This window comes from Terrabacter sp. 05T424 (assembly GCF_056396225.1).
The window spans coordinates 702,996-716,186 of the sequence record NZ_JBFTLB010000001.1 but is presented as its reverse complement, the minus strand read 5'-3'; the positions used below and the strand labels follow the sequence as shown (position 1 = coordinate 716,186).

Annotated in this window: 14 protein-coding genes; 8 read left to right on the top strand and 6 right to left on the bottom strand. The window is 71.5% G+C overall.

All coding sequences use genetic code 11. The features are described from left to right. Window positions 1-154: 154 nt before the first annotated feature. Together AC1DE0_RS03340 and AC1DE0_RS03335 are read left to right on the top strand one after the other, a co-directional pair. Complete coding sequence (locus tag AC1DE0_RS03340; protein ID WP_478097088.1) at window positions 155-883, top strand: type IV toxin-antitoxin system AbiEi family antitoxin domain-containing protein; 729 nt, start codon at window positions 155-157, stop codon at window positions 881-883. Further along, a complete protein-coding gene (locus tag AC1DE0_RS03335) occupies window positions 880-1,047 on the top strand; it encodes a hypothetical protein (protein ID WP_478097086.1) in 168 nt (55 codons plus the stop codon). The genes AC1DE0_RS03340 and AC1DE0_RS03335 overlap by 4 nt, the downstream gene beginning before the upstream one ends. Before the next feature lie 68 nt (window positions 1,048-1,115). On the opposite strand, the gene meaB is transcribed toward AC1DE0_RS03335, so the two are convergent. Both meaB and AC1DE0_RS03325 read right to left on the bottom strand, forming a co-directional pair. Next, window positions 1,116-2,081 (bottom strand): methylmalonyl Co-A mutase-associated GTPase MeaB, encoded by a 966-nt coding sequence (meaB, locus tag AC1DE0_RS03330; protein ID WP_478097084.1) that lies wholly within the window; start codon window positions 2,079-2,081, stop codon window positions 1,116-1,118. Window positions 2,082-2,102: 21 nt separating this feature from the next. Further along, window positions 2,103-3,308 carry an acetyl-CoA C-acetyltransferase gene (locus tag AC1DE0_RS03325; protein WP_478097082.1) on the bottom strand — a complete coding sequence of 402 codons (1,206 nt, stop codon included), beginning with the start codon at window positions 3,306-3,308 and terminating at the stop codon, window positions 2,103-2,105. A 137-nt stretch (window positions 3,309-3,445) separates the two neighbouring features. Here AC1DE0_RS03325 and mce point away from each other — a divergent pair, with 137 nt between their 5' ends. After that, complete coding sequence (mce, locus tag AC1DE0_RS03320; RefSeq protein ID WP_478097080.1) at window positions 3,446-3,889, top strand: methylmalonyl-CoA epimerase; 444 nt, start codon at window positions 3,446-3,448, stop codon at window positions 3,887-3,889. On the opposite strand, the gene AC1DE0_RS03315 is transcribed toward mce, so the two are convergent. Continuing rightward, a complete protein-coding gene (locus tag AC1DE0_RS03315) occupies window positions 3,875-5,119 on the bottom strand; it encodes a glycoside hydrolase family 15 (protein WP_478097078.1) in 1,245 nt (414 codons plus the stop codon). The two genes, mce and AC1DE0_RS03315, sit on opposite strands and share 15 nt — an antisense overlap. A 112-nt stretch (window positions 5,120-5,231) precedes the next feature. Here AC1DE0_RS03315 and AC1DE0_RS03310 point away from each other — a divergent pair, with 112 nt between their 5' ends. Further along, a complete protein-coding gene (locus tag AC1DE0_RS03310) occupies window positions 5,232-6,044 on the top strand; it encodes a polysaccharide deacetylase family protein (RefSeq protein WP_478097076.1) in 813 nt (270 codons plus the stop codon). Here the strand turns inward: AC1DE0_RS03310 and AC1DE0_RS03305 are convergent. Further along, complete coding sequence (locus AC1DE0_RS03305; protein ID WP_478097074.1) at window positions 5,975-6,625, bottom strand: DUF998 domain-containing protein; 651 nt, start codon at window positions 6,623-6,625, stop codon at window positions 5,975-5,977. The two genes, AC1DE0_RS03310 and AC1DE0_RS03305, sit on opposite strands and share 70 nt — an antisense overlap. 259 nt (window positions 6,626-6,884) lie before the next feature. Between AC1DE0_RS03305 and ccrA the strand changes: the two genes are divergently transcribed. From ccrA to AC1DE0_RS03290, 3 genes are all read left to right on the top strand, one after another. Next, a complete protein-coding gene (gene ccrA / locus AC1DE0_RS03300; protein ID WP_478097072.1) occupies window positions 6,885-8,225 on the top strand; it encodes a crotonyl-CoA carboxylase/reductase in 1,341 nt (446 codons plus the stop codon). Between the two features lie 66 nt (window positions 8,226-8,291). Continuing rightward, a complete protein-coding gene (locus AC1DE0_RS03295; RefSeq protein ID WP_478097070.1) occupies window positions 8,292-9,671 on the top strand; it encodes an AI-2E family transporter in 1,380 nt (459 codons plus the stop codon). Between the two features lie 18 nt (window positions 9,672-9,689). Then, on the top strand, window positions 9,690-10,190 hold the full coding sequence (locus tag AC1DE0_RS03290; protein WP_478097068.1) for a DinB family protein: 501 nt from the start codon (window positions 9,690-9,692) through the stop codon (window positions 10,188-10,190). A gap of 62 nt (window positions 10,191-10,252) precedes the next feature. On the opposite strand, the gene AC1DE0_RS03285 is transcribed toward AC1DE0_RS03290, so the two are convergent. Together AC1DE0_RS03285 and AC1DE0_RS03280 are read right to left on the bottom strand one after the other, a co-directional pair. After that, complete coding sequence (locus tag AC1DE0_RS03285; protein ID WP_478097065.1) at window positions 10,253-10,561, bottom strand: hypothetical protein; 309 nt, start codon at window positions 10,559-10,561, stop codon at window positions 10,253-10,255. 16 nt (window positions 10,562-10,577) lie between these two features. Beyond that, on the bottom strand, window positions 10,578-12,356 hold the full coding sequence (locus AC1DE0_RS03280) for a 3-hydroxyacyl-CoA dehydrogenase family protein (protein WP_478097063.1): 1,779 nt from the start codon (window positions 12,354-12,356) through the stop codon (window positions 10,578-10,580). A gap of 106 nt (window positions 12,357-12,462) precedes the next feature. Between AC1DE0_RS03280 and nucS the strand changes: the two genes are divergently transcribed. Beyond that, a complete protein-coding gene (gene nucS / locus AC1DE0_RS03275; RefSeq protein WP_478097060.1) occupies window positions 12,463-13,158 on the top strand; it encodes an endonuclease NucS in 696 nt (231 codons plus the stop codon). Window positions 13,159-13,191: the final 33 nt, after the last annotated feature.

Sequence of the window (13,191 nt, the reverse complement as noted above, 5' to 3'; positions counted from 1 at the left end):
CGTCCCCCGGGCGCGCCGGCCCTCGCGACACACCAACCCGGCGCCGGCTCCGCCCGTCGAGCAGCCACGGCCGCCTCGGGCTCCGGGTTGGTGTGTTCCCGTGGCCTGTGGACGACGCGCGCGGGATGGCCCGCCGCCCCGGGAGGCTGTCCGGATGGAACCCGTCGAGGCGGTCCGGAGGCTGGGTGGCACCGCGACTCGTGCCGAGCTGCGGCAGCTCGTGACGAAGCGCCGCCTGCGGCAGGCCGTGGAGACGGGGCGCATCCGTCGCCCCCGTGTCGGGCGCTACGTCCTGCCCGAGGTCGACACGGCGCGCGCCCTCGCCCACGAGCTCAGCGCGGTGGTCTCGCTGCGGTCGGCCGCCTTGGCGCACGGGTGGAAGGTCAAGACGGTTCCACCGCTTCCCGAGGTCACGGTGCCACCGGGCCGGAAGATCACGGGCGACGCCCGCCGTCGGGTCTCGATTCTGACGTCGCGCCTCGCTGACGACGATGTCGCCCTGGGCGTCACCTCACCGTTGCGCACGATCGTGGACTGCGCGCGACACCTGCCGTTCGACGAGGCCCTTGCCATCGCCGACTCTGCCCTGCGGTCACGCGCGGTCCGGCCCGCTGACCTGGCGCGAGCAGCCGGGTCGGTGCACGGCCCCGGGCGCCCGCGCGTCGTACGCGTGCTCGCCTCGGCGTCGGCGAAGGCAGCGAACCCCTTCGAGTCCGTGCTGCGCGCGATCGCGCTCGACGTCGCCGGACTCGACGTACACCCACAGGTGGGCATCGCGCTCGCCGGTGGCGTACGCGTGACACCAGACCTCGTCGACGCCACCTGGGCATCGTCCTGGAGGCCGACAGCCACGAGTTCCACACCCGGAGAAGGCAGCTCGTGACCGACTGCTGGCGCTACGACAAGCTGGTCCTGGGATCGTGGGACGTGTACCGGTTCGCCTACGAACAGGTCATGTTCCAGCAGGAGTGGGTCCGCTCCGTGCTCGTGCGCGCCGAGGCAAAGGCCCGCGCGACACAACAAGTTCGATCAGCTGCTGCTGCCTGAGCACGATGCAGTCCGACGCCGCACACTTCGTGTGTCGGGGCGGACCGAGCGGGCCGGACGAGGCGCGCTCAGGAACCGATCTGCCCGACGAGACGGTCGGCGGCGGCATACGGGTCGGTGGTGCCGGCGAGCACCTCGCCCGCCAGCGCCAGCACGCTCTCGCGCCCGCCGAGGTCGCCGAGACGCGAACGCAGGGTGGCGAGCGCGATGGTCTCGATCTCGTCGGCCGCCCGCCGCTCGCGGCGACGAGCCAGCTCGCCGGTCTCCTCCACGTGCGCCCGGTGCTTGTCGAGCGCCTCCATCACCTCGTCGATGCCGACCTTCTGTGCCGCAACGGCTTTCACGACCGGCGGGCGCCACAGGCCGGGCTCGGTGCGGTCGCCGAGCGAGATCATGTGCCGCAGGTCGCGCACCGTCGCGTCGGCGCCGTCGCGGTCGGCCTTGTTGACGACGAAGACGTCTCCGATCTCGAGGATGCCCGCCTTGGCCGCCTGGATGCCGTCGCCCATGCCCGGGGCAAGCAGCACGACCGACGTGTCGGCGAGACCCGCGACCTCGACCTCGGACTGCCCCACGCCCACGGTCTCGACGAGCACCACGTCGCAACCGGCGGCATCGAGCACGCGGATCGCCTGCGGCGTCGTCCACGACAGACCACCGAGGTGCCCGCGCGAGGCCATCGAACGGATGTAGACCTCCGGGTCGAGCACGTGGTCCTGCATGCGGATGCGGTCGCCGAGGAGCGCACCTCCGGAGAAGGGCGACGACGGATCGACGGCGAGGACCCCGACCCGAAGACCCCGCTCACGGAAGGCACCGACGAGTGCCGTTGTCGTCGTGGACTTTCCGACGCCCGGCGAGCCCGTGAGACCGATGACCCACGCCGAACCAGCGTGTGGCGCAAGGGCGGCCATCACCTCGCGCAACGCCGGGTGGCCGTCCTCGACGAGCGAGATGAGACGTGCGACAGCGCGCGGCGAGCCCGCCCTGGCCGACTCGACCAGGGCGGGGACGTCGACGGACCGGCGTGCCACGCGGCTACGGAGAGGTGCGCGTCAGGCGGACGCAGGCACGCGGACGATGAGGGCGTCGCCCTGGCCCCCGCCGCCGCAGAGAGCGGCCGCGCCGACACCGCCACCTCGGCGCTTGAGCTCGAGCGCGAGGTGCAGCGCGATGCGGGCGCCGGACATGCCGATCGGGTGGCCGAGCGCGATGGCGCCGCCGTTGACGTTGACCTTGTCGACGTCGATGCCGAGCTCCTTGGCGGACGCGAGACCGACGGCCGCGAACGCCTCGTTGATCTCGACGAGGTCGAGGTCGGCGGGCGTGATGCCCTCCTTCTCGCACGCCCGCGCGATCGCCCGGGCCGGCTGCTGCTGCAGCGTGGAGTCGGGGCCGGCCACCACGCCGTGGGCGCCGATCTCGGCGATCCACGTCAGGCCGAGCTCCTCGGCCTTCGCCTTGCTCATGACGACCACCGCAGCGGCGCCGTCGGAGATCTGCGACGCCGAACCGGCCGTGATCGTGCCGTCCTTGCTGAACGCCGGGCGCAGCCCCGAGAGCGAGGCGGCCGTGGTGTCGGCGCGGATGCCCTCGTCATTCTTGAACTCGATCGGGTCCCCCTTGCGCTGCGGGATCGCGACGGAGACGACCTCGTCGTCGAAGAGGCCGTCCTTCCAGGCCTTGGCCGCGAGCTGGTGCGAGCGGGCGGAGAACTCGTCCTGCTCCTCGCGCGTGAACGCCTGCGAGCCGGTGTTGGCCTGCTCGGTGAGCAGCCCCATCGCCTGGTCGGTGAACGCGTCCCAGAGACCGTCGAAGGCCATGTGGTCTCGCATCGTCACGTCGCCGTACTTGTAGCCCTCGCGCGACTTCGTCATGAGGTGCGGTGCGTTGGTCATCGACTCCTGGCCGCCGGCGACGACGACGTCGAACTCACCTGCGCGGATGAGCTGGTCGGCCATGGCGATGGCGTTGATGCCCGAGAGGCAGACCTTGTTGATGGTCAGCGCCGGAACGGTCATCGGGATGCCCGCGGCATGCGCGGCCTGACGGGCCGGGATCTGTCCGGCGCCGGCCTGCAGCACCTGGCCCATGATGACGTACTCGACCTGCTCTGGGGCGACGCCCGCCTTCTCGAGGGCGCCCTTGATGGCGACGCCACCGAGGTCCGATCCGGAGAAGTCCTTGAGCGAGCCGAGCAGCCGACCCATGGGGGTGCGGGCGCCCGCGACGATCACGGAGGTGGGACGGTCAGCAGTCATGGGTGGAGCCTCTTCCGACGTCATTGGGGATGTCGCCGTCAACTCTAGTCGCGCCCCGCGAGGCCCCCGGACCAGCATGACCAAGCGCACACGGCATACCCCGGCCGTATGCCGTGTGGCCGCCCTACGTTGGGACCATGAGCGCGACTCCCGACCCCCTCTTCACCCACATCGACCACGTCGGCATCGCCGTGCCCGACCTCGACGCGGCCATCGCGTTCTACGAGGAGAAGTACGGAATGACGATGCTCCACGAGGAGACCAACGACGAGCAGGGCGTTCGCGAGGCGATGATGGGCGTCGGTGACTCCGGGTCGTGCATCCAGCTGCTCGCTCCTCTCTCTCCCGAGTCGACGATCGCCAAGTTCATCGACCGCAGCGGGCCGGGCATGCAGCAGCTCGCCTACCGCGTGGCCGACATCGACGCCGTGTGCGCGACGCTGCGCGAGCGTGGCCTCCGGCTGCTCTACGACACCCCGAAGCGCGGCACGAGCGACAGCCGGGTCAACTTCATCCACCCGAAGGACGCCGGCGGCGTCCTCGTCGAGCTCGTCGAGCCCTCGGCCTCAGCCGCCCACTGACCCGTCGACGTCGGCCCTTCGGGCGGCGAGCTCGCTCTCGGTCAGCACGACCAGTGCGGCCGTCCAGGCGAGCGGTGCCGGCCCGGCGGGGCTGCCGTCGGGCAGGACCTTCTCGGGCAGGCTCCCCCAGCTCGTGCAGTGGCGGTCCAGCCAGGTCATCCAGTGCTCGGCGACGAGCGGGTGACCCGACGCCGCCGCGGTGTAGGCGACCATCGCCGTCTCGGGGGTCCACGAGACACCGTCACCCTTCCACCCGACGCCGGGGGCCAGCCCGCCGGCGCTTCGCAGCGCGAGGACCGGGTAGCGGGCCCAGGCGCGCTCAGCCGAGTCGTCGCCGAGGTCGGCGAAGGGCGGCATGAGCATCGCCACCCCGGCGTCGAGCCCTCCGGTGCGACCGTGCCGCTCGTAGTCGGGCCCGAACTCCGACCGGATCAGGGCCCGCAGGCCCCTCGCCGCCCGTGCCGCCAGCGCGGCCCGTCCGGAGTCGTCCTCCGCGGCGAACGTCCGGGACGCCGCCTCGAGTCCGGACGCCAGCGGCGCGGCCGTGCCCAGGGTGACCCCTCGTTCTGACACCTCCCAGTAGTCGGGAGACACCGCCGGTAGCCGCCTGCCTCCGTCGGTCTGCGCCATGGAGAAGGCGAACGCGCGGTCGCGCAGGCCCCGGAGGGCCGGCGCCAGCACCCGGCCGGGGCTCGCGGCTCGGACCCGATCGAGCGACCATAGCGCCCACCCGGCGCCGTCGGTCTGACGCGGACGGGAGTCCGGCGGCCCCGACCCGTCGAGCCGGTAGCGGGCCTCGAAGCCTCCGTCCGCGAGCTGGACCCGCGCGAGGAAGCCGAGCACGCGCTGGGCGTCGGCCGCGTGCCCCGTCTCGGCGTAGGCGACGGCCACGAACGCGGAGTCCCGCGGCCACGCGTACGCCCACGGCCCGTCGGGCCCGGCCGCGACGGCGCCGTTCGGGCGGGTCAGGGCGTGGAGGTCTCGCAGTGCCTGCGCCGTGACGTCCGTGCGCGGTCCGGCGGCGGGCAGCGTCCCGTCGGCGAGCCAGACCGCCTCCGCCACCGGGTCGACCAGCCGCGCGCCGAGCGCCGTCGGGGCGAGAACGGACCGCGCCCGCCAACCGGCATCGTTGCGCAGCACCGGAAGGGGCTCCTCGTGCGTGAGCCGGGGCACCAGGCCGCAGCCGGCCACGACCACCGCGGCCAGGGCACCCAGCACGGCACGTCGCACGCGCACCTCCCCTCGATCACGGTCCGAGCTCCCCGTGGACCGGGCGCCAGTGTGTCACGCGACAAGCCCGCACGCCCGAGGTTCGGCCGGCCGGCCCGTAGCATCGGCTGCCATGGAGGTGACACGTCGGCAGGCCCTGACCGCGGCAGCCGGGGCAGCGGTCGGTGCAACAGGCGCGGTGGGCGCCGTCCGCCTCAAGGAACACCTCGACCAGGACACCCCGCTCCCCTTCTACGGCAGCCCCGTCAGCGCGATCCGTCCGGACCGGTCCACGCCGGCAGCGACAGCGGGATCGGTCGTCTGGGCGGGCTCGGGCACCGAGCGCCACGTCGCACTGACCTTCGACGACGGTCCGCACCCCGACTGGACGCCGCGCGTGCTCGCGGCGCTCGCGGCCCAGGACGTGCCTGCCACGTTCTTCTGCCTCGGCCGCAACGTGCGCGACCACGGCGACCTGCACCGCGAGAGCGTCGGACGCCACGAGCTGGCCAACCACACCTTCGACCACCCCGACCTGGGGCGGCGTGACTGGTCCGGGTGCCGCGACGAGATCGAGCGCACCAGCCGCCTCATGAAGGAGACGTACGGCGTCGCCCCCACGCTCTTCCGACCGCCCTACGGGCACGTCGGCGGCGCCGCCCTGCTCGCTGCCGCGGAGGCGCAGCTGACGACCGTCCTGTGGTCCGCCCAGGCGCGCGAGGACCTCGTCACCGACAGGCCGGACGGCATCGTCGAGGACATCGCCGGGCAGGTGCGGCCGGGCTCCATCGTGCTCGCCCACGACACGGGGTCGCAGGACCGCCTGGTCACCGTCGACCGACTGCCCGCGATCATCCGCCGGCTCCGTGACGACGGCTACACCTTCGTCACGGTCTCCACCCTGCTGACCGCCAGCGCGAGCGCCACCACCGCGAGCCACGGGTAGGCGGGCCACAGGGCCAGACGCTCCAGGCCACCCACCCACGTCGCGCCACCGAGGCGCAGGCCGAAACCGGCAGCCGCAGCGAGGGTCAGCCCGCCGACCACGAGGCCCGAGTCAGACAGCGCGCGTGTCACGGCCCCTGACCGCCGCAGCGCCACGGCCGTCACGAGGACGGCGAGCGGCTGCAGCACGAAGACGGGCAGCGCGGCGACGACGTGCCAGCCCGGCTGCTGGTCCACCGGCACCAGACCGACGGCCGCGGCCGCGAGCGCCGAGACGACCCACAGCGTGACTGCCGCCGTCGCCCACCGCCCGGCACCGAGCGCCGGCCGCACGAGCGCGGCACCCGTCGCCCTGAGCAGGCCGAAGACGACGAAGGCCGCGTTCATCCCCACGTGCCCGGGCGAGCACACGTCGACGGGCGACCCCGCGTGGCCCGGTGAGCAGGTGAGCATCCCCAGCGCACTGATCGTGTCCTCCCGCAGGGAGTATGCCGCCGAGGCGCCGGCCGCGACGAGGAGCTCGGTGAGCAGGTAGGCCGGCTGCGCGAGCCAGCACGCCACGCCCACCGTCAGTCGTCGCACGCGCCGACCGTACCCGTGGATGTGGCCGTGACCACGGCGGCGCGGCGGTGACCACGTGGCGCGACCACACGGCATACGCCCTCTGGCGGCTCCTCGGACCACCTGCCCGACCCTTGCCGGCGCTCGTGACCCAGGTCACCTGTGGTGGCCGTCTCAGAACGGGCTACCCGCGGGTCACGTCTCGCTACGTTCGGTGGCACCACGGACTGGCTCGACACTGCCTCGAACCACCAATGACGCTGCGACGTAAGGACCTTCCATGCAGGCCATCCGCGACGCCATCCTCTCCGGCGACCGCACCCAGGAGACCTACGCGACCATCGAGATCCCGAAGACGTACCGGGGCGCCACCGTCCACAAGGACGAGGTCGGGATGTTCGAGGGGATCGCCACCCGCGACAAGGACCCCCGCAAGTCGCTCCACATCGACGAGGTGCCGGTGCCCGAGCTCGCGCCCGGCGAGGCTCTCGTCGCAGTGATGGCGAGCGCCATCAACTACAACACCGTGTGGACCTCCATCTTCGAGCCGGTCTCGACGTTCGGCTTCCTCGAGCGCTACGGCCGCACGTCGGAGTTCGCCAAGCGCCACGACCTGCCCTACCACGTCGTCGGCTCCGACCTCGCCGGCGTCGTGCTGCGCACCGGCCCCGGCGTGACGAAGTGGAAGCCGGGCACCGAGGTCGTGGCCCACTGCCTGTCGGTCGAGCTCGAGGACGCCGAGGGTCACAACGACACGATGATGGACCCCCAGCAGCGCATCTGGGGCTTCGAGACGAACTTCGGCGGTCTCGCCGAGCTCGCGATCGTCAAGGCCAACCAGCTCATGCCCAAGCCTGGTCACCTGTCATGGGAGGAGGCCGCCTCCCCCGGCCTCGTGAACTCGACGGCCTACCGCCAGCTCATCAGCAAGAACGGCGCCGCGATGAAGCTCGGCGACCGCGTCCTCATCTGGGGCGCCTCCGGCGGGCTCGGGTCGTACGCCACACAGATGGCACTCGCCGGCGGCGCCACCCCGATCTGCGTCGTCTCCTCGCCCGAGAAGGCCGAGATCTGCCGCTCGATGGGCGCCGAGCTGATCATCGACCGCAACGCCGAGGGCTACCGGTTCTGGAACGCCGAGGGCACCGAGCAGGACCCCCGCGAGTGGCAGCGGTTCGGCAAGAAGATCCGTGAGCTGACCGGCGGCTACGACGTCGACATCGTCTTCGAGCACCCGGGCCGCGAGACCTTCGGTGCGAGCGTCTACGTCGCGCGCAAGGGCGGCACCATCGTCACCTGTGCCTCGACGTCGGGCTACATGCACGAGTACGACAACCGCTACCTGTGGATGAACCTCAAGCGCATCGTCAGCTCGCACTTCGCGAACTACCGCGAGGCGTGGGAGGCCAACGAGCTCGTCAACCGGGGCCTGATCCACCCGACCCTCTCGCGGACGTACACGCTCGACGAGGTCGGGCAGGCCGCGCTCGACGTCCACCAGAACGCCCACCAGGGCAAGGTCGGCGTGCTGACCCTGGCCCCCGAGGCGGGCCTCGGCATCACCGACCCCGAGAAGCGGGCCGGCTTCGAGAAGGCGATCAACCGTTTCGCGGACCAGTAGGCCTGCCCTGCCGGACCGACCAATGAGTCGGGAGCATCGTCGCCGGGCTGACGTAGGCTCGCGACCGTGAGCATCTGGGGACGCTGGGCGCGCTACCGCCGCGCCCAGCGTGCCCGGATGGACACCTTCCTGGCCCGCGACCTCGGCCTCGACGGTCCCGAGCCGGAGCCGACGGAGCCCGGTCAGGACGGTGCTGCCGAACGCGCCGCCTCCCCCGAGACCGAGCCCGCCACGCAGCACCCGAACGGTCCGGGCGACGCGTACGCCCGTGGACGCGAGGCGGGTGCTGTCGGCGCGGACGCCGCCGAGCACGGCGACGCCGCCGAGCACGGCGACGCCGCCGAGCACGGCGAGCGCGACGGGCGCCGCAAAGGTGCACGCCGCGACTTCGGCCCGAGCGGCATCCCGTTCAACCGGCAGTCCCCTTTCTACGTCGGCTTCGTCGGTGCGGTCGGCGTTCTCACCGCGTATGCCGTCGTGCAGGCCGTCGGGCGCCTCGGCACCGTCATCTCCCTGCTCGTCATCTCCCTCTTCCTGACCCTGTCGCTCAACCCGCTCGTCGAGGCGCTGACCCGTCGTCGGGTCTCACGCGGGTGGGCGGTCACCATCGTCTTCCTGGGCGTGCTCGCGGTGTTCACGCTCGTCGGGTGGGTCGTCATCCCGCCGGTGGCCGAGCAGGGCAGCGAGCTGGCCACCAACGCGCCGCGCATGTTCGACAACCTGCTCGCCAACCCGTGGGTGCAGGAGGTCGACCACCGCTACCAGCTCGTGCAGCGCATCCAGGAGGAGGTCAACCGTCGCGTCGCCGACGGCAACCTCTGGGCCGGCATCTTCGGCGGCGTGCTCGACGCCGGCAAGCTCATCGCCTCGGGCGTCTTCAGCGTGCTGACGGTGCTCGTGCTGACCCTCTACTTCCTCGCCTCGCTCCCCGCGGTCAAGCAGGCGGCCTACGCCCTCGTCCCTGCGAGCCGACGCCCGCGCACGGTCTCGCTCTCCGAGGAGGTCATGCGGCGCGTCGGGTCGTACGCCATAGGGCAGGTCGTCGTCGCGGCGATCAACGCGTTCTGCGCCTGGATCATGATGAGCCTCATCGGCCTGAGGTTCGCGGCGGTCCTGGCCGTCGCGGTCGGCTTCCTCGGGCTCGTGCCGATGGTCGGCGCGACCCTGGGTGCCTCGGTCGTGGCGATCGTGGCCTTCTTCGACGAGCCGAAGAAGGCGCTCATCGTCATCATCTACTTCGTCGTCTACCAGCAGATCGAGAACTACGCGGTGATGCCCCGCATCATGCAGCGCACCGTGGCCGTCCCGGGCGCCGTCACGGTGATCGCCGCCCTCGCGGGCGGCACGCTGCTCGGCATCCTCGGTGCCCTGCTCGCGATCCCCTTCGCGGCCGGAGCGCTGCTGCTCTACGAGGAGGTCCTGGTTCCGCGGCAACGGCGGCACTGACGTGGCAGGCTCGGCGGAATGACGTACCCCCCGACGTTCGACGACGACGTCATCGCGCAGCCGGCCAAGGTCCAGACGGAGTCGTTCATAGACGAGCACCGCACGGCGCTCCGGGCAGCCCTGGAGGGGCTGAGCGAGGAGGAGGCCAGACGCTCCCTCGTGCCCTCGGCCACCACACTGCTCGGACTCGTCAAGCACGCGACCTACGTCGAGAAGGTGTGGTTCGACCACGCGCTGACGGGTCGCACCCGCGCCGAGGTCGGCATTCCCGAGGACTCGAGCGAGTCGTTCCGGCTCACCGAGTCCGACACGGTCGACTCGGTGTCACGCACCCACCACGACGCCTGCGAGGCATCCCGACGTGCGACCGCGCCCCTCGGGCTCGACGACGTCCTGCCGGGCCACCGGCTCGGACCACTTCCACTGCGCTGGGCCTACCTCCACATGCTGCGCGAGCTCGCCCAGCACTGCGGACACGCGGACATCCTGCGTGAGCAGATCCTGGCCGCGCGCCCCTGACGCGGGTCCGTGGGTCGACGACCAGTGACGGGTCGCAGACGACCCCGAACGAGTGAGGTCCCTCAGCGGTAGGCGTTGCCCGGTGGGCGGGCATCGCGCTTCTGCCAGCACCCGGTGTGCCAGTGCCGCCGGTCGCCGAGGCCGCCGACGCCCTCGGCCGGCCACACGACGACGTGCGGCACGCCTGGGGTGACGTCCTGCTGGCAACCGGGGCACAGGTACGCCCGGGAGGCGGACGCGCCGCTCACCGCGCGCACGGTCCAGCGCGTGCCGGCATACGCCTCCTCGCGGGTCGACCCACCCTGGATGCGCGTCACGTCGAGAGGGACGTGCTCGCGCGCGTGCTTGCTGGGTCGACGGCGCGAGGGCATGGCTCCAGCGTAGGTGTCAGGCGTAGGTGCGGAACCCACGCCCCGTCTTGCGGCCGAGGTAGCCCGCGGTGACGAGGTGCTCGAGCAGCGGCGCGGGCGCGTAGCCGCGCTCGCGGAACTCGAGGTACAGCTCGCGCTCGATGGCGAGTGACACGTCGAGACCGACGACGTCGAGCAGCTCGAACGGCCCCATCGGCAGGCCACACCCGGTCTTCATCGCGGTGTCGATGTCGTCGGCCGTCGAGTAGTTGGCCTCGAGCATCTTCACGGCGTCGTTGAGGTAGGGGAAGAGCAGCGCGTTGACGATGAAACCGGCCCGGTCGCCGCACGTCACGGCATGCTTGCCGATCGTCGAGCAGAGCGCCTGCACGGTGGCGACGACGTCGGGCGCGGTCGAGACCGTGTGCACGACCTCGACGAGCTTCATCACCTGCGCCGGGTTGAAGAAGTGCATGCCGATGACGTCCTGCGGCCGCTTCGTCGCGGCCGCGCACTCGACCACGGGCAGCGAGCTCGTGGTCGTCGCGAGGATCGCGCCGGGGCGGCAGATCTCGTCAAGGTTCTCGAAGAGTGCGCGCTTGACCGTGAGGTCCTCGACGACGGCCTCCACGACGAGGTCGGCCTGGGCCAGGTCGTCGAGGAGCGTCGTGCCGGTCACCCGGGCGAGCGCGGCGTCGCGCTCCTCCTCGGTGGCCTTGCCCCGCTGCACGGCCTTCTCGAGGCTCTTCTCGAGCGCCCCGCGCACCGCTTCGACCTTGGCGTCGCTGCGGGCCACGAACGTCACGTCGAGGCCGGCCTTGGCGAAGACCTCGACCATGCCGGTGGCCATCGTGCCGGAGCCGACGACACCGACGGTGCGGATCGAGCGGGTGCCCTCGGCGCCGGCCTCGGCGCCCTTCGGCGTGAGCGCGTCGTCGACGACCTGCGAGCTGCCGGGCTCGGCGTAGGTGTAGAAGCCGCGGCCGCTCTTGCGGCCCTTGAGCCCGGCGCTGACCATCTGCTTGATGATCGGGCTCGGCGCGTGCAGGCGGTCACGCCCCTGCTTGTACATCGTGTCGAGGATCTCGTAGGCGGTGTCGAGGCCGATGAGGTCCATGAGGGCGAGCGGACCCATCGGGTAGCCGCAGCCGAGCTTCATCGCGGCGTCGATGTCCTCGCGCGTCGCGTAGCGGCTCTCGTACATCGACACCGCGTGGTTGAGATAGCCGAAGAGCAGGGCGTTGGCGATGAAGCCGGCCTTGTCGCCGACGATGACCGGCTTCTTGCCGAGTCGCTCGGCGAGCGCCTTGACGTCCTCGAAGATCTCGTCGCTCGTGATGACGGTCTTGATGACCTCGACGAACTGGAGCACCGGGGCCGGGTTGAAGAAGTGCATGCCGACGACGCGCTTGGGGTTGATCGTGGCGACGGCGATCTCGGTCACGGGCAGCGAGCTCGTGTTGGTCGCGAGGATCGCGTCGTCGCTGACGATGGTGTCGAGCCGGCCGAAGATCTCCTTCTTGAGGTGGAGGTGCTCGGGCACGGCCTCGACGACGAGCTGGCACTCCTTGAGGTCGGCCATGTCGCTCGTGAACTCCACGCGGTCGTGCAGCGCGGCCTGGTCGTCGGCGCTGAGCTTGCCGCGCGAGACGGCGCGGTCGGTCGAGTGCTGGAGCACCCCCCTGCCCTTCTCGACCGCCTCGTCGGTGACCTCGACCGCAACGACGTCGATGCCGTTGCGTGCGAAGACCTCGACGATGCCGGCACCCATGGTGCCGAGTCCGATGACGCCAACCTTGGTGAACTCACGAGCCATGGGCGAAAGTCTCCCAGAGGGCGTATGCCGCCCACACCCGTCCCCGGGGTGACGCTCCCCACGCCGGCTGCGCGCGACCGATCGCCACCTCCTCTAGGGTGGTCCGGTGCGTCTCGTCATTGCCCGCTGCAGCGTCGACTACGACGGTCGGCTCACAGCCCATCTCCCGCTCGCGACACGGCTGCTCCTCGTCAAGTCCGACGGCTCGGTGCTCGTCCACAGCGACGGCGGCTCCTACAAGCCGCTCAACTGGATGTCGCCCCCGTGCACCATGGCCGAGGTCGAGCCCGACGAGACCCAGGTCGGCGACGGGGTCGTGGCGGTGTGGCGGGTGCAGCACGCGAAGAGCGAGGACCGCCTGACCGTGCTGATCCACGAGGTGCTGCACGACTCGGAGCACGAGCTCGGCGTCGACCCCGGTCTCGTCAAGGACGGCGTCGAGGCGCACCTGCAGAAGCTGCTCGCCGAGCACATCCACACCCTCGGCAACGGATACTCGCTCGTGCGCCGCGAGTACATGACGGCCATCGGCCCGGTCGACATCCTCGCCAAGGACTCGGCCGGCGTCAGCGTCGCGGTCGAGATCAAGCGCCGCGGCGAGATCGACGGCGTCGAGCAGCTGACCCGCTACCTCGAGCTGATGAACCGCGACCCGCACCTCGCGCCGGTGACGGGCGTCTTCGCCGCCCAGCAGATCAAGCCGCAGGCTCGCACCCTCGCCGAGGACCGCGGCATCCGCTGCGTCGTGCTCGACTACGACGCCCTCAAGGGCATCGACGACGCCGAGTCACGCCTCTTCTGACGACCGCGGCCGTATGCAGCGCGGCTGGGTCGC

What these genes read in the sequence shown, in the direction of transcription:
- AC1DE0_RS03340 (WP_478097088.1), top strand. Translation starts at nt 155, where the DNA reads ATGGAACCCGTCGAGGCGGTCCGGAGGCTGGGTGGCACCGCGACTCGT.
- AC1DE0_RS03325 (WP_478097082.1), bottom strand. Translation starts at nt 3,308, where the DNA reads ATGACTGCTGACCGTCCCACCTCCGTGATCGTCGCGGGCGCCCGCACC.
- mce (WP_478097080.1), top strand. Translation starts at nt 3,446, where the DNA reads ATGAGCGCGACTCCCGACCCCCTCTTCACCCACATCGACCACGTCGGC.
- AC1DE0_RS03310 (WP_478097076.1), top strand. Translation starts at nt 5,232, where the DNA reads ATGGAGGTGACACGTCGGCAGGCCCTGACCGCGGCAGCCGGGGCAGCG.
- ccrA (WP_478097072.1), top strand. Translation starts at nt 6,885, where the DNA reads ATGCAGGCCATCCGCGACGCCATCCTCTCCGGCGACCGCACCCAGGAG.
- AC1DE0_RS03290 (WP_478097068.1), top strand. Translation starts at nt 9,690, where the DNA reads ATGACGTACCCCCCGACGTTCGACGACGACGTCATCGCGCAGCCGGCC.
- AC1DE0_RS03285 (WP_478097065.1), bottom strand. Translation starts at nt 10,561, where the DNA reads ATGCCCTCGCGCCGTCGACCCAGCAAGCACGCGCGCGAGCACGTCCCT.
- AC1DE0_RS03280 (WP_478097063.1), bottom strand. Translation starts at nt 12,356, where the DNA reads ATGGCTCGTGAGTTCACCAAGGTTGGCGTCATCGGACTCGGCACCATG.